The sequence below is a fragment of the Halomonas stenophila genome, assembly GCF_014192275.1.
Classification (GTDB): domain Bacteria; phylum Pseudomonadota; class Gammaproteobacteria; order Pseudomonadales; family Halomonadaceae; genus Halomonas; species Halomonas stenophila.
The window spans coordinates 271589-293474 of sequence record NZ_JACHXR010000003.1 but is presented as its reverse complement, the minus strand read 5'-3'; the positions used below and the strand labels follow the sequence as shown (position 1 = coordinate 293474).

General features: G+C 68.7%; 19 protein-coding genes. 8 read left to right on the top strand and 11 right to left on the bottom strand.

The window, feature by feature from the left end; translation table 11 throughout:
* The first annotated feature begins 125 nt into the window (after positions 1 to 125).
* Positions 126 to 1031, top strand: a complete 906-nt coding sequence (locus tag FHR97_RS07905) for a LysR substrate-binding domain-containing protein (RefSeq protein WP_183383239.1) — start codon at positions 126 to 128, stop codon at positions 1029 to 1031.
* On the opposite strand, the gene FHR97_RS07900 is transcribed toward FHR97_RS07905, so the two are convergent.
* Entirely contained in the window at positions 1028 to 1951 is a 924-nt protein-coding gene (locus FHR97_RS07900) for a LysR family transcriptional regulator (RefSeq protein ID WP_183383238.1), read from the bottom strand. The two genes, FHR97_RS07905 and FHR97_RS07900, sit on opposite strands and share 4 nt — an antisense overlap.
* 119 nt (positions 1952 to 2070) lie before the next feature.
* Here FHR97_RS07900 and amaB point away from each other — a divergent pair, with 119 nt between their 5' ends.
* From amaB to FHR97_RS07880, 4 genes are all read left to right on the top strand, one after another.
* Positions 2071 to 3564 (top strand): L-piperidine-6-carboxylate dehydrogenase, encoded by a 1494-nt coding sequence (gene amaB, locus FHR97_RS07895; protein WP_183383237.1) that lies wholly within the window; start codon positions 2071 to 2073, stop codon positions 3562 to 3564.
* A gap of 33 nt (positions 3565 to 3597) precedes the next feature.
* Positions 3598 to 3735 carry a hypothetical protein gene (locus FHR97_RS07890; RefSeq protein ID WP_183383236.1) on the top strand — a complete coding sequence of 46 codons (138 nt, stop codon included), beginning with the start codon at positions 3598 to 3600 and terminating at the stop codon, positions 3733 to 3735.
* Positions 3732 to 5012: an L-pipecolate oxidase gene (amaA, locus tag FHR97_RS07885; protein ID WP_183383235.1), complete on the top strand. Its 1281-nt coding sequence runs from the start codon at positions 3732 to 3734 to the stop codon at positions 5010 to 5012. The genes FHR97_RS07890 and amaA overlap by 4 nt, the downstream gene beginning before the upstream one ends.
* 186 nt (positions 5013 to 5198) lie before the next feature.
* Entirely contained in the window at positions 5199 to 5372 is a 174-nt protein-coding gene (locus FHR97_RS07880) for a hypothetical protein (protein ID WP_425486073.1), read from the top strand.
* 73 nt (positions 5373 to 5445) lie between these two features.
* On the opposite strand, the gene FHR97_RS07875 is transcribed toward FHR97_RS07880, so the two are convergent.
* From FHR97_RS07875 to FHR97_RS07830, 10 genes are all read right to left on the bottom strand, one after another.
* Positions 5446 to 5820 (bottom strand): putative zinc-binding protein, encoded by a 375-nt coding sequence (locus tag FHR97_RS07875; RefSeq protein WP_183383234.1) that lies wholly within the window; start codon positions 5818 to 5820, stop codon positions 5446 to 5448.
* A gap of 274 nt (positions 5821 to 6094) precedes the next feature.
* The gene (locus tag FHR97_RS07870) at positions 6095 to 6838 is read right to left on the bottom strand and encodes a Crp/Fnr family transcriptional regulator (RefSeq protein WP_183383233.1); all 744 of its coding nucleotides are present in this window, start codon (positions 6836 to 6838) and stop codon (positions 6095 to 6097) included.
* Positions 6798 to 6938, bottom strand: a complete 141-nt coding sequence (locus FHR97_RS07865; protein WP_183383232.1) for a hypothetical protein — start codon at positions 6936 to 6938, stop codon at positions 6798 to 6800. Before FHR97_RS07865 ends, FHR97_RS07870 begins: the two co-directional genes overlap by 41 nt.
* Positions 6935 to 7522: a molybdenum cofactor biosynthesis protein B gene (gene moaB / locus FHR97_RS07860; RefSeq protein ID WP_183383231.1), complete on the bottom strand. Its 588-nt coding sequence runs from the start codon at positions 7520 to 7522 to the stop codon at positions 6935 to 6937. The genes FHR97_RS07865 and moaB overlap by 4 nt, the downstream gene beginning before the upstream one ends.
* Before the next feature lie 104 nt (positions 7523 to 7626).
* Complete coding sequence (locus tag FHR97_RS07855; protein ID WP_183383230.1) at positions 7627 to 8439, bottom strand: peptidylprolyl isomerase; 813 nt, start codon at positions 8437 to 8439, stop codon at positions 7627 to 7629.
* 164 nt (positions 8440 to 8603) lie between these two features.
* Positions 8604 to 9287 carry a respiratory nitrate reductase subunit gamma gene (gene narI / locus FHR97_RS07850; RefSeq protein WP_183383229.1) on the bottom strand — a complete coding sequence of 228 codons (684 nt, stop codon included), beginning with the start codon at positions 9285 to 9287 and terminating at the stop codon, positions 8604 to 8606.
* A 12-nt stretch (positions 9288 to 9299) separates the two neighbouring features.
* On the bottom strand, positions 9300 to 10085 hold the full coding sequence (narJ, locus tag FHR97_RS07845) for a nitrate reductase molybdenum cofactor assembly chaperone (RefSeq protein WP_183383228.1): 786 nt from the start codon (positions 10083 to 10085) through the stop codon (positions 9300 to 9302).
* A complete protein-coding gene (gene narH, locus FHR97_RS07840; protein WP_183383227.1) occupies positions 10078 to 11664 on the bottom strand; it encodes a nitrate reductase subunit beta in 1587 nt (528 codons plus the stop codon). Before narH ends, narJ begins: the two co-directional genes overlap by 8 nt.
* The gene (locus FHR97_RS07835) at positions 11661 to 15437 is read right to left on the bottom strand and encodes a nitrate reductase subunit alpha (RefSeq protein ID WP_183383226.1); all 3777 of its coding nucleotides are present in this window, start codon (positions 15435 to 15437) and stop codon (positions 11661 to 11663) included. The genes narH and FHR97_RS07835 overlap by 4 nt, the downstream gene beginning before the upstream one ends.
* 302 nt (positions 15438 to 15739) lie before the next feature.
* Complete coding sequence (locus tag FHR97_RS07830) at positions 15740 to 17050, bottom strand: MFS transporter (RefSeq protein ID WP_183383225.1); 1311 nt, start codon at positions 17048 to 17050, stop codon at positions 15740 to 15742.
* Between the two features lie 153 nt (positions 17051 to 17203).
* On the opposite strand from FHR97_RS07830, the gene FHR97_RS07825 reads away from it, so the two are divergent.
* The 3 genes from FHR97_RS07825 to FHR97_RS07815 all read left to right on the top strand — a co-directional run bounded on the left by FHR97_RS07825 (position 17204) and on the right by FHR97_RS07815 (position 21857).
* Positions 17204 to 19114, top strand: a complete 1911-nt coding sequence (locus FHR97_RS07825) for a type IV pili methyl-accepting chemotaxis transducer N-terminal domain-containing protein (protein WP_183383224.1) — start codon at positions 17204 to 17206, stop codon at positions 19112 to 19114.
* Entirely contained in the window at positions 19111 to 19773 is a 663-nt protein-coding gene (gene narL, locus FHR97_RS07820) for a two-component system response regulator NarL (RefSeq protein WP_183383223.1), read from the top strand. The genes FHR97_RS07825 and narL overlap by 4 nt, the downstream gene beginning before the upstream one ends.
* A gap of 431 nt (positions 19774 to 20204) precedes the next feature.
* Positions 20205 to 21857 carry an MFS transporter gene (locus FHR97_RS07815; RefSeq protein ID WP_183383222.1) on the top strand — a complete coding sequence of 551 codons (1653 nt, stop codon included), beginning with the start codon at positions 20205 to 20207 and terminating at the stop codon, positions 21855 to 21857.
* Positions 21858 to 21886: the final 29 nt, after the last annotated feature.

Below are 21886 nucleotides of genomic sequence, written 5' to 3'. Positions count from 1 at the left end.
CGCCGAGACCCTGCCGCCACTCCGGAGTGATAAATGCCTGGAAAGAATGGATCGACAGAGGTGCGCGGCGGCATGCCGGCGCCGGATTGGCTAGAATGGCGGTTTTGCGCGGGAGCCGAGACACCATGACGGCACGCCACCTGCCATCGACCACCACCATGCAATGCTTCGAGGCGGCCGCGAGACACATGAGCTTCACCCGGGCCGCCGAGGAGCTCAGCATGACCCAGAGCGCCATCAGCAAGCAGGTCGCCCAGCTCGAGGACTACCTGCAGCACAAGCTGTTCCGCCGCGTGCGCCGCAGCCTGGTGCTCACCCCGGAGGGGTCGCTGTACCTGAGCGAGGTGCGCAAGATCCTCGCCCAGATCGAGATGTCGGCGAACGCCATCATGACCTACAGCGGTCACGGCGAGGTGCTGCGGGTGGCGACCCTGCCGACCTTCGGCAGCCATTGGCTGAGCGCCCATCTGCCGGCCTTCCTCGAGGCCTACCCACGCATCAGCCTGAGCATCACCGACCGGGTGCGGGCCTTCGACCTGGAGGAGCAGGACATCGACGTGGCCGTCTTCCATGGCCATGGCCGCTGGCCCAACCTGGAATGCCGCAAGCTGTTCGACGAGGAGGTGGTCGCGATCGGCGCCCCCGGCTACCTGGCACGTCAGGCACCGTCGTGCGCCGCGGACCTGGCCGACTGCCGCCTGCTGCACCTCTCGACCCGCCCCGACGCCTGGCATCGCTGGTTCGCCGACCAGGGTGTCGGCAGCGACCGCAGCTATCACGGCACGCGCTTCGAGACCTTCCAGATGCTGATCCGCACGGTGATGGCGGAGGGCGGGCTGGCGCTGGTGCCGCGCTTCCTGGTCGACGACGAGCTCGCCGCGGGGCGCCTGCGCCTCGCCTGGCCCCATGTGCTGCGCAGCCCCGATGCCTACTACCTGGTGTACCCCGAGCCGCTCGGCGAACTCGCCAAGGTCCGCCACTTCGTGACGCATGTCCTGGCCTGCGCCGAGGCCGGTCCGCGGATCGGCTAGCTCGCCGGCCGGGCCCCGTCCACGCGGACCGGCGCATCGAGGTGCTCGAGGATCCAGTCGATGAAGCCCTTCACCTTGGCCACCTCGCCCTTGTACTCGGGATAGGCCAGGTAGTAGGCATCCCGGCTGGTCAGCGAGAACGCCCAGGGGATCGTCAGCTGGCCGGCGGCCAGCTCCTCCGCAACCAGGAAGTGGGGCACCAGGGCCACGCCACAGCCCGCCCGAGCGGCACTCATCGCCATGTCGAAGGTATCGAAGCGCGGCCCGTGATAGCTGTGGGCGGTGTAGCAGCCCTGGGCGGCGAACCAGTCGTGCCAGGCCTCGGGCCGCGTCGCGCTCTGCAGCAGCACCAGGTCGGTCAGCGCCAGCGGGTCGCCGATGCCGCCGTCGGGCACCACCGAGGGCGCGCAGACCGGCACCATGGTCTCGTCGAGCAGCTTGATGCATTCCGCCTTCGGCCAGGCACCGTGGCCGAAGAAGAAGGCCACGTCGACGCGCTGCTCCTCGAGGTCGAAGGGTTCCACCCGGTTGGCGATGTTCAGGTACACCCCGGGATGACGGAAGCGGAAGCCGTTGAGCCGGGGGATCAGCCAGCGGGCGCCGAAGGTCGGCAGGGTGGTGACGTTGAGCACCTCGCTCTGGCCCCCGTAGGACTGCATGTAGCGGGTGGACATCTCGACCTGGGCCATGATCTTGCGTACCTCGGTCAGGTACAGCGACCCCTCCGGGGTGACCTGCAGGCGCTTGCGCACGCGCCGGAACAGCGGGTGCTCGAGCACCGACTCGAGCTGGGCGACCTGCTTGCTCACGGCGCTCTGGGTCAGGCTGAGCTCCTCGGCGGCGCGGGTGAAGCTGAGGTGCCGGGCCGAGGCCTCGAAGCACTGCATGGCGGTCAGGGTCGGCAGGTGACGACGGCTCATTTCGGCCTCATCAAGAAAAAATAGAATGACCTCTATATAAAACGTCGTTTGAGCCGCGTCAATCAGCCCGGCAATACTGCATGTGGTTTCAGCACACGCTATCAGCAGTAGGAGGAAGAATGATCGAGTCCATCATGCAGCGCCTCGGGGTCGTCGATACCCGGTACCGTGACGGCGACTATGCCGTGACCTCGCCCACCGACGGCGGCGAGCTCGGCCGGGTGCGGCTGGAAAGCGGTGAGCGGGTCCAGGCGCGCATCGACCGTGCCCAGGCCGCCTTCGAGGCCTGGCGCCGGGTGCCCGCACCGCGCCGTGGCGAGCTGGTACGGCTGTTCGGCGAGCAGCTGCGCCGCCACAAGGAGGACCTGGGCACCCTGGTGACCCTGGAGTGCGGCAAGATCTACCAGGAAGGCCTCGGCGAGGTGCAGGAGATGATCGACATCTGCGATCTCGCCGTCGGCCAGTCCCGCCAGCTCTACGGCCTGACCATCGCCTCCGAGCGCCCCGGCCACCACATGCGCGAGAGCTGGCATCCGCTGGGCCCGATCGGCCTGATCACCGCCTTCAACTTCCCGGTGGCGCCCTGGGCCTGGAACGCCGCCCTGGCGCTGGTCTGCGGCAACAGCCTGCTGTGGAAGCCCTCCGAGAAGACCCCGCTCTGCGCGCTGGCCTGCCAGGCGCTCCTCGAGCGCGCCATGGCCGAGTTCGGCGACGAGGCCCCGGCGGATCTCAGCCAGGTCATCATCGGCGAGCGCGAGGCCGGCGAGGTGCTCACCGACGATCCCCGCGTGCCGCTGATCAGCGCCACCGGCAGCACCCGCATGGGTCGCGAGGTCGCCCCGCGCGTCGCCGCGCGCTTCGGTCGCAGCATCCTCGAGCTCGGCGGCAACAACGCCATGATCCTCGCCCCCAGCGCCGACCTGGACATGGCCGTACGCGCCATCCTGTTCTCCGCGGTGGGCACCGCCGGCCAGCGCTGCACTACCCTGCGCCGGCTGATCGTCCACGAGTCCGTGCGCGACGAGGTCGTCGAGCGGATCAAGAAGGCCTATGCCGGCGTCAGCATCGGCGATCCGATGGGCGGCAGCCTGGTCGGCCCGCTGATCGATGCCCAGGCCTTCGACCAGATGCAGTCGGTGCTCGGCACGGCCCGCGAGCAGGGCGCCAAGGTCTTCGGCGGCGAGCGCCGGCTGGCCGACGAATACCCCGACGGCTACTACGTGGCGCCGGCCATCGTCGAGGTCGACCGCCAGGACGAGCTGGTCAAGCACGAGACCTTCGCCCCGATCCTCTACGTGATGAGCTACCGCGGCTTCGACGAGGCCCTGGCCCTGCAGAACGACGTGCCCCAGGGGCTGTCCTCCTGCGTCTTCACCACCGACGTGCGCGAGGCCGAGGCCTTCGTCTCGGATGTCGGCAGCGACTGCGGCATCGCCAACGTCAACATCGGCCCGAGCGGTGCCGAGATCGGCGGCGCCTTCGGCGGTGAGAAGGACACCGGCGGCGGTCGCGAGTCCGGCTCGGATGTCTGGAAGAGCTACATGCGGCGCCAGACCAACACCGTGAACTACTCCCGCGAGCTGCCCCTGGCCCAGGGCATCAAGTTCGACTGACCCCGACCCGCCGTCCCCGCCCCGGGGACGGCCATGGCCGTTCATGCCCTGACGACTCCTGCCCCGCGTGCCATGACGCCCCACCTCGCCCGGGCCCGCGTGCCCGCCCCGGGGCGCCAGGCCATGCCGGCGGCCGGAGCCGAGCCCGACAACAACAAGGAGGCGTCATGAAGGAAGGCTGCTTGTGGCACGGCACGTCCCCGGAGCCAGTGCCGGACGTGCCCATGCTAGAGGGCCACCGGTCGGCCGAGGTGGTGGTGATCGGCGGCGGCATCACCGGGTTGTCCACCGCGCTGCATCTCGCCGAGGCGGGCGTCGCCGTGAGCCTGATCGAGGCAGGGGAGATCCCCTGCGGCGGCTCGGGGCGCAATGTCGGCCTGGTCAATGCCGGCCTGTGGATCCCGCCGGACGACATCCTCGAGGCCCTCGGCGAGGCGCACGGCGAACGCGTCAACACGATCCTCGGGGAGGCCCCCGCCGAGGTCTTCTCGCTGATCGAGCGCCATGGCATCGCCTGCCAGGCGACACGCACCGGCACCCTCCACCTGGCGCACAACGCCAAGGGGGAGCAGGAGCTGGCGCGCCGAGCCGAGCAGTTCCAGCGCCGCGGCGCCCCCGTGGCGCTGCTCGAGGATCAGGACTGCCGGCAGACGGTCGGCACGCGGCGGATTCGCCGCGCGCTGCTCGACCGTCGGGCCGGGACCCTCAATCCCGCCGCCTATACCCGGGGGCTGGCCCGTGCCGCCATCGCCGCCGGGGCCAGCCTCTACCCCCATAGCCCGGCGCGGGGCGTGGCCCGCGAGGGCGACGACTGGCGTGTCACCACGCCCCAGGGCAGTGTCCTGGCGCCGCGGGTGGTGGTGGCCACCAACGCCTATACCGAGGACGACTGGAACCGGGTCAAGGACCACTTCTTCCCCGGCCATTTCTTCCAGGTCGCCTCGCCCCCGCTGCCCGAGGAGATCGCCGGCGACATCCTGGCCGAGCGACAGGGAGCCTGGGACACCCGGATGGTGCTCAGCAGCATGCGGCGCGACGCCGAGGGACGCCTGATCCTCGGCAGCCTGGGCCGGGGCGATGGCCGGCCGCTGGCCTATGTGCGCTGCTGGGCGGATCGCGTCCAGCGCCACTACTTCCCGCAACTGGGCAAGCTCGAGTGGGAGACCTCCTGGACGGGCAGGATCGCCTTCACGCCCGACCACACGCTGCGGCTCTTCGAGCCGGCGCCCGGCATCCTCGGGGTCTCCGGCTACAACGGCCGCGGCATCACCACCGGCACGGTGGTCGGCAAGGGCTTCGCCCATTACCTGACCACCGGCGACGATGCGCTGCTGCCGTTGCCCCTCCATACGCCGGCACCCATCAAGGTCAAGCCGTTGTGGAGCTGTGGCTATGAAGGCGGCTTCACGCTCTATCACACGGGGCAGTGCCTGCGGGTCTTGATCTAGGCCTCGCCCGGCAAGATGGAAGCCCGCTTATCAGGCGCCCGGCGCCTGACCGCATCAAGGCGTTGTTTCCGGCAACGACAAGGGTGACGGCACGAGCCCATCACCACACTTTTCACGATCAAGGACTTCAAGATTGTCGAGAACCTGCTGTACATCTCGCTGGCCTTCGCCTGCTGGCTGTCGCCGGTGATCGGGCTGATCTATGCGCAGACCGGGCTGTTCTCGCCCAGGGCCAGCGAGGCGGAGCGCGAGCTGTGGCAAGCCCAGGACGAGGCCATCGCCAGTCATGACGCCCTCGGCGCCGCTGCCGAGGCCACGACCACCGACGCCTCCGGCCGCCGCGCCCAGCCGATCGGCTGACGCTCACACCCGGCGCCAGCCGACCAGAGCGTGCCCCGCCCGGCAAGCCGGGCGGGGCAGCGTCGTCCGTCCGCTACACCGGCAATCGCGCGATCAGCTCGCCGACCTCTTCGGTGACCCTGGCGATGGTCGCCTCGTCGTAGCGCCGGCCCTTGCGCTTCTTCAGGCCCTGATCGTAGAGGCGGACATGCTCGGTGGGCGTGACGCCGGCGTTGGCCAGGCAGTGGCGGGCACAGTGCATCTGGCAGCCGTCGATGGCCACCACCGGGCGACCGGCGCGCGCGGTGCGCACCAGGCCGGGCACCCCACCGCCCACCCCGGCGATGCAGGACATCTCCGCCTGGCCGGCGTGGTCCAGGCGCAGGGCCACCTCGTTGGCGAGCTGGGCCACGTCGGAGCAGCCGGAGCAGGCGTAGACCAGAACATCCGGCTTGGTTGGTCGAGACATGACACCTCCTAAGGTTTGAGGGAGCAAGGTAGTCACCGGGGGACGTAACGAGGGGCGCCGGGGACAGGTCGTAGAGGGGGTCCTGCGCCATGGGTGAGGAGCACGGCTCCGAACGGGCTGGCCATGGATGGCCAGCACCGGACCTGCAAGCGGAGCGGGACGCGAGAGCGCCGCAGGGCGTCGGTAGCGCCCAGGGAGGGGTTCACAGCGCCCCCTCGCCGACCTGTCGACGGATCAGCCCCGGACGACACGGCTGAAAGCGATACTCCCAACGTCATTCGTTGGCGAGCATGATGTCGTGCAGCTTCTGCTCATCGAGCAGTACCAGGCGATGGCGCTCGACGTTGATGGCGCCGATCTCGCGTAGCCGGGACAGCAGACGCGACAGGGTCTCCGGCGTCATGGCCAGTTGGGCGGCCAGCCAGCACTTGGGTATGGTCAGGCGCACCACCCGGGGTCCGTTGGCCCGTCCCGACGGCAGCTGACGCAGGAGGTAGCTGACCAGCCGGGCCATCGCATCGGCCTGGGTGAGCAGCGCCAGGTCCTCCAGACGCTCGGTGAGCTCCAGGGCCAGGCGGCTCATGAACTCCGCACGGCAGGCCGGCTGGGCATCGAGCAGGGCACGACAGCGATCGGCGGGAATCACCAGCAGTTGGGTGCGCCGCAGGGACTCGGCGGAATAGAGGTAGCGACCCTCCCGGGACACCATGCTCAACTCCCCCAGCGGACCACCGCGCTCGACGCAGCGAATGGTCGCCAGGTGGCCGTCGGCGGCGGAGCGCACCAGGCGCACGGCGCCACTGATCACGATGTACAGCCAGTGGGCAGGCGCCTCCTGGCGGAACAGCCACTCGCGGCTCTTGAGGGACCGGATCCGGGAATCCGCCAGCAGCGCGCCGACGGCCTCGTTGTCGAGGCCGCCCAGCCAAGGCACGCCGGCCACGAGGTCGCGCAGCTGCCGGGGCCGCAGCAGCAGCTCAGTCGAGGAACTGGGCACCGGGGCAATAGGCATAGGCATGGCCTTCCTCCACGAGGGTATCGGGGTCGATCATCCGCGTCCGGGCGTCGAACAGGTCCAGCAGCCCGGTGCGCGTCGTCGCCTCGCAACCGCAGTTCATGCCTCGGCTCCCTGGACCCGGTCCGCGGCGGTCGGCGACGCCTGGCGGGACGCGCAGGGCGCAGCCGCGGGTTGGACCATGGCGACGAAGTTGCAGGGCCGGGTGCGGGCGTCCAGCTGGTCGGCCAGGATGCCGTCCCAGGCGGTGGCGCAGGCCCGGGGCGAGCCGGGCATGGCGAACACCAGGGTGCGGTCGATCAGCCCGGCCACGGCCCGGGACTGGATGGTGGAGGTGCCGATGGTCTCCCGGGAGAGCGCGCGGAACAGCTCGCCATAGCCGTCCACGGCCTTGTCGAACAGCGGTGACAGGGCCTCGGGCGTGGTGTCCCGGACGGTGAAGCCGGTGCCACCGTTGACCAGGATGACCTGGATATCCTCGCGCACCACCCAGGCCGAGACCACGGCCCGGATGCGGTAGACGTCATCGGGCACGATGCGGCGCTCCACCAGGGCATGGCCGGCACCGGTGAGGCGCTCGCCGAGCAGGTCGCCGCTGCCGTCCTCGTCGAAGCCGCGGGTATCGGACACGGTCAGCACGGCGATGCCCAGGGGGACGAAGGGAGCATCGGCGGATACATGGGACATAAGGGCCTCCTCGCCGCCCGACGGCGGGCGGCGTTTGCAGAATCATTCAGGGACGGACTTTCGAGGGGAAAAGTCGCCGAGCGCAGGCACTTTTCCACCGGAAGTCACTGCATCAGGGCGCTGGCGCTGTCGTCATCCAGCTCGATCCCCTCGACGCCGATCGCCGCCTCCAGGGCCAGCAGGTAATGGCGCAGGGCCCGACGGGTGGCCTGCTCCCGGAGGCTGTGGCGAACCTGCTCGGCCACCTCCTCGAAGGGCAACTCACGGCCCTCCTCCCGGGCGTCGATACTCACCACGTGCCAGCCGTAGCGCGACGCCAGCGGGCGACCATGGAGCCCCTCCGGCAGGTGCTGCAGGGCCCGGTCCAGCTCGGGCACGGTCTGGCCGGGCACCAGCCAGCCCAGCTCCCCACCGTCGTCCCTGGAGGGGCAGGCGGAATGACGCTGGGCCAGCTCGGTGAAGCGCTGCGGCGTCTCCTGCAGCTCGCCGATTAGCCGCTCTCCCAGCCGATACCCTCCGTCCCGGTGCTTGGGGTCGTACGGCGCCGCTGCCAGCAGCACATGGCGGACCCGCAGGCGGGTGGGCTCGCTGAACCGTTCCGGATGGGCGGCATGGAAGCGCCGGCAGTCCGCCTCGGCGGGCTCGGGCACGTCCAGCTCTCGCTCCAGCAGGGCGGCGATGGATGCCTCGATCTCGGCCTCCTCGTCCACCGCCAGGCCCAGCTGGCCCGCCCGCTGGCGCAGCAGCTCGCGCACCACCAGGGCCCGGGCCGCCTTGAGCCGGGCATCGCCGGCGCTGTCGGCGGGGTGGTACTGCATCTCCTGGGCGATGGCGGCCTGGTCGATGGCGGCCTCGCCGACCCGGATGGGAGGCGGGGTCACCCCGCCCGGAACCTGCTCGATATCGATCTTTTGCATGGTGAAAAACCCTTGGTGCACATGCGCTGATTCTTGAGGGCGCCGGGGACAGGCCGTAGAGGGGGTCCTATGCCAGGGATGGCATCGGTAGCGCCCAGGGAGGGGTTCACAGCGCCCCCTCGAAGGCCTGTCGCCGGGAAAGCCCGGTCCCGTGTCTGCCTGTCTCAGCCCCGCTTGCGAACCAGCTGATAGCGCCGGGTGATATAGCCCAGCGGCACGCTCCACACGTGCACCAGCCGCGTGAAGGGGAAGAGCAGGATGATGGTCAGTCCCAGGAAGACGTGCAGCTTGTAGATCCAGGAGACCTCGGTCATGTAGTCCGCCGCACCACCGCCGAAGAAGACGATCGCCTGGGCCCAGGCGGCCAGGGTCAACATCATCTCGCCGTCCAGGTGGCCCAGGGAGAAGAACACCGTGGTGACACCCAATGCCGCCTGGAACACCAGCAGGGCCAGGATCAGGGTGTCCATCAGGCTGGAGGAGGCACGCACCCTCGGGTTGGTGAGGCGGCGATGCAGCAGCATGGCGCCACCGGCCAGGCACATCACCCCGGCGATGCCACCGATCACGATGGCGATCACCTGCTTGGTCCCGGCGCTGAGGAAGGGCGCATAGACCCAGTGGGGCGTCAGCATGCCGAAGAGGTGCCCGAAGAAGATCACGATGATGCCGATATGAAAGAGGTTGCTGGCCAGGCGCATGTGCTTCGAGGAGAGCATCTGGCTCGAGCCGGTCTTCCAGGTGAACTGCCCCTGGTCGTAGCGCAGCAGGCTGCCGACCAGGAACACCGTCCCGGCCAGGTAGGGGTAATAGCCGTAGATGAGATGTTGCAGGTATTCGCCAAACATGACGGTTCTCCTTTAGCGATCGCTCACGGCGCGGTCGGTCGAGCCGCTGCCGGGCATGATCTTGACGGGGTCACTCGACACCTGATGCTTGCGCTCGGCGAGGCGGCGGCCTTCCGCCGACTGCAGGGCACAGTCCTGGTCGGAGGCGGCGGAGAAACGCACCGCCTCCTCCTCCCAGACGGCATCCAGTGCCTCGGGGGTGTCGTCCCGTGCCTCTTCCTTCACGGGGTCGCGGTGGGCGTCGACGTCCGCCTCGGCACCGATCAGCGCCAGCAGGGCCAGGGGCACCAGGGCGTGATCGGCGTCGCGCTCCTCGAGGCGCGCCGTGAGCCGCGCCAGGATATGGCGGATCTCGCCCAGCCAGCGGCCGATCTCGGCCTCGGGCCGGGTGGAGAGGTACTCCAGGAACAGCGGCAGGTAGTCGGGCAGCTCCCGGGCGTCGAGCTCGAAGCCGGCGGCGCGGTATTCGGCCAGCAGGTCGACCATGGCCTGGCCGCGATCGCGGGACTCGCCGTGGACGTGCTCGAAGAGCAGCAACGAAGTGGCCCGACCGCGGTCGAAGCACGCCACGTATTCGGCCTGGAGCTCCATCAACTCGGCCTCGGCCAGGCGCTGGCACCAGTCCATCAGGGTGGTGCGCAACGCGGCCGACCAGCGCCGCTCCGCATCGAGGAGCTCGATCATCTCGCCGGCGGCGGCCTGCAGCGCCTCGCTCGGGTAGTCCAGCAGCCTGGCCAGCACGCGCAGGCTCAGCATGCCGCTCATCGGTTCGGAGTGTTGCATCGCGGCTTCAGCCATGACGGGCCTCCTCACGTTTTTCATCGCGCCGAACCTCGCTCTCTGCGTGGGGGTGGAAGACCTCCACCGACTGCACCAGGGTGGTGGTCTGCTTGCGGCCACCGAACAGGCTCTGGCCGCTGTCGCCGTGGCAACCGTCGCCGAAGCTGAATCCACAGCCGCCGCGCTCGGGGAAGGCCTCGGTGGCCATCTCCCGGTGGCTGGTGGGAATCACGAAGCGGTCCTCGTAGTTGGCGATGGCCAGATAGCGGTACATGTCCTCCACCTGGGCCTCGCTGAGCCCCACGCTGTCCAGCGCCTCGGTCTCGGCCTTGCCCTCGACGTGCTTGCCGCGCATGTAGAGGCGCATGGCCATCAGGCGCTTGAGCGCCAGCACCACGGGTTCCTCCTCGCCGGCTGTCAGCATGTTGGCCAGGTACTTCACCGGGATGCGCAGCGACTCGATCCTGGGCATCACGCCGTCGAACTCGACCTTGCCGGCCTCGGCGGCGGACTGGATCGGCGACAGCGGCGGCACGTACCAGACCATCGGCAGGGTGCGATACTCGGGGTGCAGCGGCAGCGCCAGGCCCCAGTCCATGGCCAGCTTGTAGACCGGCGAGGCCTGGGCGGCGGCGATCACGTTGTCGGTGATGCCGTCCTTCCTCGCCTGGGCGATCACCTCCGGGTCGTGGGGGTCCAGGAAGATCTCGCGCTGGCGATGGTAGAGATCACGCTCGTCCGGGGAGCTCGCCACTTCCTCGATGCGGTCGGCATCGTAGAGCAGCACGCCGAGGTAGCGGATGCGCCCCACGCAGGTCTCGGAACAGACCGTGGGCTGGCCGGCCTCGATGCGCGGATAGCAGAAGATGCACTTCTCGGACTTGCCGGTCTTCCAGTTGTAGTAGATCTTCTTGTAGGGACAGCCGGAGATGCACATCCGCCAGCCGCGGCACTTGTCCTGATCGATCAGGACGATGCCGTCCTCCTCGCGCTTGTAGATGGCCCCGCTCGGACAGGACGCCACGCAGGTGGGGTTGAGGCAGTGCTCGCACAGCCGCGGCAGGTACATCATGAAGGTGTTCTCGAACTGGCCGTAGATGTCGGCCTGCACCTGCTCGAAGTTGGCATCCTTGCGCCGCTTGGCGAATTCGGTGCCGAGGATCTCCTCCCAGTTCGGGCCCCACTCGACCTTGTTCATGCGCTGGCCGGAGATCAGCGAGCGCGGCCTTGCGGTGGGCTGGTGCTCGCCCTGCTTGGCGGTGTGCAGGTGCTGGTAGTCGAAGGTGAAAGGCTCGTAGTAGTCGTCGATCTCCGGCAGGTCGGGGTTGGCGAAGATGTTCGCCAGCACCCGCCACTTGCCGCCGATGCGCGGCTCGATACGGCCGTCCTGGCGACGCAGCCAGCCGCCCTTCCACTTGTGCTGGTTCTCCCATTCCTTGGGATAGCCGATGCCGGGCTTGGTCTCGACGTTGTTGAACCAGGCGTACTCGACGCCCTCACGGCTGGTCCAGACGTTCTTGCAGGTCACCGAGCAGGTGTGGCAGCCGATGCACTTGTCGAGGTTGAGGACCATGCCTACCTGGGAACGAATCTTCATTTCACGGCCTCCTGCACGGTGTCATTGCCTTCGCCATCCAGCCAGTCGATCTTCTTCATCTTGCGCACGATGACGAATTCGTCGCGGTTGGAGCCGACGGTGCCGTAGTAGTTGAAGCTGTAGGACAGCTGGGCGTAGCCCCCGATCATGTGGGTCGGTTTGGGGCACACGCGAGTCACCGAGTTGTGGATGCCGCCGCGGGTGCCGGTGATCTCGGAGCCCGGCATGTTCAGGATCCGCTCCTGGGCGTGATACATCATCGCCATGCCGTTCTTGACCCGCTGGCTGACCACCGCCCGGGCGGCGATGGCGCCGTTGGCGTTGTAGAGCTCGATCCAGTCGTTGTCCTCGACGCCGATGGACTGCGCATCATCCTCGGACATCCAGACGATGGGCCCGCCCCGCGACAGGGTCTGCATCAGCAGGTTGTCGCTGTAGGTGGAGTGGATGCCCCACTTCTGGTGCGGGGTGATCCAGTTCAGGGCGATCTCCGGGTTACCGTTGCCCTTCGTCTCGGCCAGGCTGACCGCCGCCTTGGTGTCGATGGGCGGACGATAGACCAGCAGGCTCTCGCCGAAGGCGCGCATCCAGGGGTGGTCCTGGTAGAACTGCTGGCGACCGCTGACGGTGCGCCACGGGATCAGCTCGTGGACGTTGGTATAGCCGGCGTTGTAGGAGACGTGCTCGTCCTCGAGGCCGGACCAGGTCGGGCTGGAGATGATCTTGCGCGGCTGGGCGACGATGTCGCGGAAGCGGATCTTTTCCTCCTCCTTGGGATGCGCCAGATGGGTGTGGTCCCGCCCGGTGATCTTCGACAGCGCGTCCCAGGCCTTCACCGCCACCTGGCCGTTGGTCTCCGGCGCCAGGGCCAGGATCATCTCGGCGGCGTCGGTGGCGGACTCGATCCGCGGCCGTCCCTTGTGCGGTCCGTCCAGCTTGCGGTGGTTGAGCCTGCCGAGCAGGTCCACCTCCTTCTCAGTGTTCCAGCCGATGCCCTTGCCGCCGTTGCCGATGCTCTCGAGCAGCGGGCCCACGGAGGTGAAGCGCTCATAGGTCTCGGGGTAGTTGCGCTTGACCTCGATCAGCGCCGGCATGGTCTTGCCGGGGATCGGCTCGCACTCGCCCTTCTTCCAGTCCTTGACCTCGACCTGGGCCAGCTCGGCGGGGGAGTCGTGCTGGTGCGGCAGGGTGACCAGGTCGGTCTCCTCGCCCAAGTGCCCCACGCAGGCCTTGGAGAAGGCCCTGGCGATGCCCTTGTAGATCTCCCAGTCGCTGCGCGACTCCCACGCCGGGTCGGTGGCCGCGGTCAGCGGGTGAATGAAGGGGTGCATGTCGGAGGTGTTGAGGTCGTCCTTCTCGTACCAGGTCGCCGTGGGCAGCACGATGTCCGAGTAGAGGCAGGTGGTGGACATGCGGAAGTCCAGGGTCACCAGCAGGTCGAGCTTGCCCTCGGGCGCCTCGTCATGCCACTTGACCTCCTCGGGCTTCTGGCCGCCGGCCTCGCCCAGGTCCTTGCCCTGGATGCCGTGGCGGGTGCCCAGCAGGTACTTGAGCATGTACTCGTGGCCCTTGCCGGAGCTGCCCAGCAGGTTGGAGCGCCAGATGAACATGTTGCGCGGGAAGTTCCGGGGGTCGTCCGGATCCTCCGCGGCGAAGGCGAGCTTGCCGCTCTTCAGCTGCTCCACGGCATAGTCGGCGGTGGACAGGCCGGCGGCCTTGGCGTCCCTGGCCAGGCCGAGCGGGTTGGTGGCCAGCTGCGGCGCGGAGGGCAGCCAGCCCATGCGCTCGGAGCGCACATTGAAATCGATCAGGCTGCCGGGATAGTCCTCGGCCTTGGCCAGCGGCGAGAGGATCTCCTTGATCTGGAGCTTCTCGTAGCGCCACTGGGAGGAGTGGTTGTAGAAGAAGGAGGTGGAGTTCATGTGGCGCGGCGGACGCTGCCAGTCGAGGCCGAAGGCCAGCGGGGTCCAGCCGGTCTGCGGGCGCAGCTTCTCCTGGCCCACGTAGTGGGACCAGCCACCGCCGCTCTGGCCGATGCAGCCGCACATGACCAGCATGTTGATCAGGCCGCGGTAGTTCATGTCCATGTGGTACCAGTGGTTCATGCCGGCACCGACGATGATCATGCTGCGTCCCTGGGTCTTGTCGGCATTGTCGGCGAACTCACGGGCGATGCGCAGGCACTGCTCGGCCGGCACGCCGGTGATCTTCTCCTGCCAGGCCGGGGTGTAGGGCTTGACCTGATCAAAGGCGGTGGCGCCGTCGTCCTCGCCCTCCTTGCCCAGGCCGCGGTCGATGCCGTAGTTGGCGCACATCAGGTCGAACACGGTCACCGCCAGCACGTCGCGGCCGTCGGCCTTCTTGAGGCGCTTGGCGGGCAGGCTGTGGAACAGCAGCTCATCGCTGGCGCCGCCGCTCTTCACATGGTCGAAGTGCTCGTGGGCGATGCCGCCGAAGTAGGGGAAGGCGACCCTCGCCACCTCGTCATGCTGCTCGGCCAGGGTCAGCAGCGGCTCGATCTCGGTACCCTCGGCGTCCAGCGACTCGAGGTTCCACTTGCCCACCTCATCACCGGTTTCCCCCCAACGGAAGCCGATGGAGCCGCGCGGCACGACGAGCTGGTCGCGGGTCGCGTCCCAGGCGACGGTCTTCCACTCGGGGTTGTTGCCCTGCCCCAGGCTCGCCTCGAAGTCGCTGGCGCGCATCTGGCGACCCGGCGCGTAGCTGCCGTCCTCGCGGGCCTCGAGCTCGACCAGGAAGGGCATGTCGCTGTAGCGCCGCACGTAGTCGGTGAAGTAGGCGCTGGGCCTGTCGAGGTGGAACTCCTTGAGGATGACGTGCCCCATGGCCATGGCCAGGGCCGCATCGGTGCCCTGCTTGGCGGAGAGCCACTCGTCGGTGAGCTTGGAGACCTCGGCATAGTCCGGGGTGATCGAGACGGTCTTGGTGCCCTTGTAGCGCACCTCGGTGAAGAAGTGGGCGTCCGGGGTGCGGGTCTGGGGCACGTTGGACCCCCAGGCAATGATGTAGCCGGAGTTGTACCAGTCGGCGGACTCGGGCACGTCGGTCTGCTCGCCCCAGGTCATCGGCGAGGCCGGCGGCAGGTCGCAGTACCAGTCATAGAAGCTCATGCACACGCCGCCGATCAGCGACAGGTAGCGGCTGCCCGCGGCGTAGCTGACCATGGACATGGCGGGAATCGGCGAGAAGCCGATGATGCGGTCCGGACCGTACTGCTTGGCGGTGTAGACGTTGGACGCCGCGATCAGCTCGTTGAGCTCGTCCCAGTCGGCGCGCACGAAGCCGCCCATGCCGCGAGCCCGCTTGTACTGCTTGGTCCTGGCCGGGTCCTCGACGATGGACGCCCAGGCGTCCACCGGGTCGCCCTTCGCCTCGAGGGCCTCGCGCCACAGCTTGAGCAGCGGCTTGCGGACCAGCGGGTGCTTGAGACGGTTGGCGCTGTAGATGTACCAGGAGTAGCTGGCCCCCCGCGGGCAACCACGGGGCTCGTGGTTGGGCAGGTCGGGGCGGGTGCGCGGGTAATCGGTCTGCTGGGTCTCCCAGGTGACCAGGCCGTTCTTGACGTAGATCTTCCAGCTGCACGACCCGGTGCAGTTCACCCCATGGGTGGAGCGCACGATCTTGTCGTGCTGCCAGCGTTGGCGATAGCCGTCTTCCCAGCCACGGGACTCTTCGCGAACCTCGCCATGCTCGTTGGCGAAGGGCTCGCGGGCCTTGCGGAAGAAGTTCAGCCGATCGATGAAGTGACTCATGGTCGCTCTCCAGGCTCCTCGAAAAGATGCGTGACCGCGCCGGGTCACCCGTCCTGCACCGCCGCCTCATGTCGCTCACGGCCAGGGTCGTTGGAGCCGATTCTGGGTGATCCCGGCGCCGATTACTGCCCGGTTACCTCCATATACATCGCCTCTACCCCCAAGGGGATAGGCGCCCCTCAGCCAGGGGATAAGCCCCTGGTGGCAGGCGTCGTGGACGGCCGCAGGTCGGGATGTGCCCGGGTCACGACGGGACCGGGAGGCCGGGGGAAGCAGGCGGACGGGAGAGGAGCCGCGACGGCTCAGCGGCGCGCGTCGCGGGCGTGATCGGCGAGCATCGCCAGCATGCACAGCACCAGGGCGGCGTAGAGGAACATGAAGCCGGCGGTACCGAGGCCGGTCCAGACGCTGCCGAGCACGAAGACCGGCGGCAGCAGGGCGGCGAAGAGCCCGCCGAGGGTCAACGCCAGGCCGCCCACCAGCACCATCTCCTCGCCGTGGTCGCGATGGATCAGCCGCATCAGGCTGCCGAGCCCCAGGCCCATGGCCAGCCCCATCAGGCCCAGCAGCAGCTCGAAGCCCCACAGGGGGGCGCCGTAGTGCAGCGTCAGGGACCCATTCACGCCATGGACCTGCATCGTGAAGGGTGGGTAGGAGAGCAGGAACAGGCAGGCCAGCACGAAGGCGCTGACCCACCAGCGCAGGCTGCGGAAGTCATGGCGGTCGGCCAGGGCGCCGCCCACCACCTGGCCGACCCCCACCACCAGGGGGAAGGGCAGCCCCCACAGGGCCGCGGCCTGTTGCGAGAGAGCGTAGCGCGCCGCCAACTCCCCCGGCAGCCACAGCGCCAGGCCGACGAAGGTGCCGAAGAAGAAGCCGTAGGTGATGGCCAGCCGCCACAGCGTCCAGTCCCGCAGTCGTCGCAGCCCCGCGGCCAGAGCGTCCGACACGCGGTAGTGCGGGTCGTCGGGGGGTACGCCGACAGTGTCGGCGTCATCGGCGAACAGCCACAGCAGTCCCGCGACCAGGGCCACCGGCAGCAGGTAGAACAGGGGCGCCAGGCGCCAGCCATAGGCCTGGCTGACCAGGGGCAGCAGCAGGTAGCCGAGCCCCGCCCCGACCATGCCGGCCCCATAGAGCCCCAGTGCCAGGCCGACGTGACGCGCCGGACCCAGGGTGGCCACATGGACCAGGCCGGCGGCCAGGGCGCCGGCCCCGACGCCCAGCCCCAGGCCCGCGAGCAGGTACTCCGCATAGTGGTCGGCATGGCCGATCCACCATAGGAAGGGACAGATCCACAACAGGCAGCCGAGCATCGCCCGGCGCCCCCCCAGGCGCCGGGCCAGCAGCGCCGCGGGCAGGCTCGCCAGCCCCCCGGCCAGCAGCGGCATCGCCAGCAGGATGGCGAAGGCCAGGGGGCTCAGGGACAGTTCGCGCCGGAGTTCGAGGCCCAGCACGGCGAACAGGGTCCAGCAGGCGAAGACCAGCGCGAAGGCCAGCGGCGAGAGCACCACCACCACCAGGGTGCGATAGCCCAGGGGTGGGGGCCGCTCGGCCAGCCGGACCACCTCGGGCGGATCGCTGGGGGTCACGAGAGAGTCGGCACGCGTCATGGTCGGGACTCGCGGGAAGATACCCGAATTCTCGTGAGCCCCCGGGGCAGCGTCAAAAGGGCATGGGAGGTATGCCTTTGAGAGAGCGTCGCCTACCTACTAGGGTATAGTGGCATTCAGCGCACCCCTTACTTGGCGTCCCCGGAGATCCCGATGAAACTGCTGCAGCGCTCCCTGGTGGCCCGCATCATCGCCTCGCTGCTGGCGATCAGCGCCATGGCGCTGGTCAGCATCGCGGTGACCATGGGCGTGGCCGGCAGCAGCCAGGGAGACGCCGCCGCCATCAACCTGGCCGGCTCGCTGCGCATGAACTCCTACCAGCTGGTGGCCGCCCTGCAGCGCTACGACCGCGCCCCGGCTCCCGAGCGACGCGCGCGGGTCGAGGCCATCGCCGACCACTTCGGCGAGCGCCTGGACGGCCCGGAGCTGACCGACGCCCTGCCCGAGGCCGATGACCATGAGCTGCAGGCCCAGTACCGTCGGCTGAAGGCCCGCTGGCAGGACCAACTGGCCCCGAGAGTCACGGCGGCACTGGACGGCCAGGCCGTGGCGATCGCCCCGCTGAACCGGGAGCTCGAGGGCCTGGTGGACGAGATCGACCGCCTGGTGACCCTGCTCGAGCAGAACAGCGAGGCCAAGATCCGCCTGCTCAGTGCCCTTCAGATCCTGTTCCTGGCCCTGACCGCGGTGGTGGTGGCCATCGCCCTCTACGACATCCGCTACAACCTGGTCCGCCCCCTGCACCAGCTGGTGGTGCTGGCCCGGGAGGCCGGCCGCCGCAACTTCGGCTATCGCACCCGGCTCGCCGGCAGCGACGAGCTGGCCCTGCTCGGCCGCACCCTGGACACCATGGCCGCGGAACTCGGCGCCAGCTATGCCGAGCTCGAGGAGCGGGTGTCGCGCAAGCAGCAGGAGCTGGCGCGCAGCAACGAGGCCATGCAGATCCTCCACGACGGCAGCCGCGCCCTCTATGGCGGGGGCAACGACCTCTGTGCCAGCGCCGCGCCCATGCTGCGCCGCCTCGAGTCACTGCTCGGCATCGGCCCCATCGGCCTGTCGCTCCACGACCCCTTCGACCAGCGCGAGGTGCCGATCCTCGCCACCCACTCGCGGAACCGGCCGACCTACTGCCGCGACCACGACTGCCATGCCTGCCTGATCGACCCCCAGCCCCTGGAGCTCTCGGAGAACGGCGAGTCCGAATGCCTGCTGCTGCCGGTCAGCGTCGGCGAGACCCTGCTCGGCACCCTGGAGGTCTGGCACCCCACCGCGGAGCCGCTCACCGACAGCACCCGACGGCTGCTGTATGCCCTCACCGACCAGCTGGCCACCGCGGTCTACCTGCAGCGGCGCATCGAGGAGGAGCAGCAGGTGACGCTGATGAACGAGCGCACCATCATCGCCCGGGAGCTCCACGACTCCCTGGCCCAGTCGCTGTCCTACCTGAAGATGCAGGTGGCCCGTCTCGAGCGCATGCAGGCCAAGGAGATGCCGCGAGAGACCCAGGCGCCGGTGTTCGACGAGCTGCGCGGCGGGCTGGACAGCGCCTATCGCCAGCTGCGCGAGCTGCTCACCACCTTCCGCCTGCGCCTCGACGGCCCGGGGCTGCAGAGTGCCCTGCGCGAGACCACCCTGGAATTCGGCGAGCGCCTGGGCTTTCAGGTGGAGCTGTTCTTCGACGTGCCGCCCCACCTGCTCAACCCCAACGAGGAGATCCATGTGCTGCAGGTGGTGCGCGAGGCCCTGGCCAACGTGCACAAGCATGCCCAGGCCCACTGGGCGGCGGTCACGGTCCGCTTCGCCCAGGCCCGGCTGCGGGTGATGATCGAGGACGACGGCATCGGCCTCGAGGACGACGGCTCGCCGCCCATGCACTACGGCCTGGTGATCATGCGCGACCGGGCCGAGACCCTGGGCGGCGAGTTCCAGGTGCGCAATCGCGACGCCGGCGGTACCCTCGTGGCCATCGAGTTCCCCCCGCAGACGGCGCGGTTGATCGCCCAGCAACCCGCCGCCGAGCAGCCCCTCACCCTTCACTCAGCGAACAGGGACCCCGCAGGATGACCCGGACCGCCCACGACCCCGCCACTATCCTGATCATCGACGACCACCCGCTGCTGCGCCGGGGGGTGACCCAGCTGCTCGAGCTGGAGGACGACCTGGAGCTCGCCGGCGAGACCGGCGAGCCGGAGGAAGGCATCCGCCTGGCCGGCGAGCTGGACCCGGACCTGATCCTGCTGGACCTCAACATGCCGGGCATGGATGGTATCGAGACCCTCAAGCGGCTTCGCCAGGACGATTTCGCCGGACGCATCGTGATGTTCACGGTCTCCGACCATGAGGAGGACGTGGTCGCCGCCCTGCGCGCCGGGGCCGACGGCTACCTGCTCAAGGACATGGACCCGGACGACATGGTGCGCCAGCTGCGCCAGGCGGCGCTGGGCCGCATGGTGATCAGCGAGAGCCTCACCGCCCTGCTCGCCGAGGCGCTGCGCAGCCAGCGGACCCAGCCGGCCACGCCGGATATCCACAGCCTGACCCAGCGCGAGCGGGAGATCCTCCGCGAGCTGGCCGCGGGCCTGTCCAACAAGCTGATCGCCCGCAAGCTCGACATCACCGAGGGCACGGTGAAGGTCCACGTCAAGCACCTGCTCAAGAAGCTCAACCTGCGTTCCCGGGTGGAGGCCGCGGTGTGGGCCGTGCAGGAGGGTGTGGATAAGTAGGAAGCCCGAATTGCCTGCTGCGCTCGAGATCCAGACCACCGGCGGTCCCGGGGCGCCGGACCGCTCAAATCCTCATTGAGCACGCCAGTCAACTCCGGTTGCTGCGCTCCGGCGGCGGCCTGCCTCTCTTCGCTCGCGACGCCAATCGAGCTTCCTGTCTCGGGATTCTCTGTGGATACCTCCAAATAATCTCGTCGCCGGCGCCCGGGGGCCGGCCCGGCGGGCGGCGTGGCTAAGCCCCTGATATTGCTGGCCGATGCTCGGCCTACCCCCTACCCCTCAAGGGGTATCCCGCTGATTTCCTGGCCTTTTCTGGCCGTTTCACCGGCCTGTCCCCGGGCGTATCTTTCGCTGCAAAGCCCCAGGCTTGATGCCGGTCTACCGCCATCGCGCGACGGGGCTCCACCGAGAGACCGCAAGGGGGATACACCATGACCAGACAGAGTGCCGAGTCCGCCCGCTGGGAGGGCGAGCAGCACCTCCCGCCGAAGGGAGGGAGAACCAACGCCGATATCGAGCAATGGGATGTCGAGGACCCGACGTTCTGGCAGACCACCGGGCGCCGCATCGCCAACCGCAACCTGTGGATCTCCATTCCCAGCCTGCTGATGGGCTTCGCCGTCTGGCTGATGTGGGGCATGATCACCACCCAGATGCGCAACCTGGGCTTCGCCTTCACGGTGGACCAGCTGTTCACCCTGACCGCCATCGCCGGGCTCTCCGGGGCCACCCTGCGCATCCCGGCATCGTTCATGATCCGCATCGCCGGCGGGCGCAACACCATCTTCCTGACCACCGCCCTGCTCATGCTGCCGGCGCTCGGCACCGGCATCGCGCTGATGAACCCCGGCACGCCGCTGTGGGTCTTCCAGGCGCTGGCCCTGCTCTCGGGGATCGGCGGCGGCAACTTCGCCTGCTCGATGAGCAACATCTCGACCTTCTACCCCAAGAAGCAGCAGGGCTATGCCCTGGGCATGAACGCCGGCCTCGGCAACTTCGGTGTCACCACCATGCAGATCCTGATCCCGCTGGTGATGACCGTGGGCGTGTTCGGCGCCATCGCCGGCGATCCCATGGAGCTGACCCGCGCCAGCGGCACCCTGATCGGCCGCATCGAGGCCGGCACCGATACCTGGATCCAGAACGCCGGGCTGATCTGGCTGGTCTTCCTGATCCCGCTGGCCTTCGCCGGCTGGTTCGGCATGAACAACCTGCGCACCATCACCCCCCATCCCGGTACCCCGGTACAGGCCTTCGGCAAGATCCTCGGCCTCTACGGCGTGGGCCTGATCACCTCCGTGGTCGGCGTGGCCGCCCTGGGCTGGCTGAACATGTGGCTGGCCCTGCCGCTGACCATCGTGCTGACCCTGGGCCTGCTGCGGCTGATGCCCGGTAACGTCCGCGGCAACATCCAGAAGCAGTTCGAGATCTTCCGCGACAAGCACACCTGGTCGATGACCGTGCTCTACATCGCCACCTTCGGCTCCTTCATCGGCTTCTCCGCCGCCCTGCCGCTGTCGATCACCGTGATCTTCGGCAACATGATGGAGCTGGCCGCCGACGGCAGCGTCACCCGGGTCGCCAACCCGGACGCCCCCAGCGCCCTGACCTGGGCCTGGATGGGACCCTTCGTCGGCGCGCTGATCCGCCCGGTCGGCGGCTGGATCTCCGACAAGGTGGGCGGTTCCATCGTCACCCAGATCATCTCGGTGATCATGGTCGCCGCCTCCGCGGCGGTAGGCTACGTGATGATGCTCGCCTACAACGCCACCGATCCCAACCAGTACTTCTGGATGTTCCTGGCGCTGTTCATCGTGCTGTTCGCCGCCAGCGGCATCGGCAACGGCTCCACCTTCCGCAGCATCGGCGTGATCTTCGACCCGCAGAAGAAGGGCCCCGTGCTCGGCTGGACCTCCGCCGTGGCCGCCTACGGCGCCTTCATCGCCCCGCGGGTGATGGGCGAGCAGATCAAGGCCGGCACCCCGGAGATGGCCATGTACGGCTTCGCGGTCTTCTACGCCCTGTGCCTGGTGGTCAACTGGTGGTTCTACCTGCGCGGCAACGCCTACGTGAAGAATCCCTGACACTCGGCGAGCAGGACCGCTGCATCTGG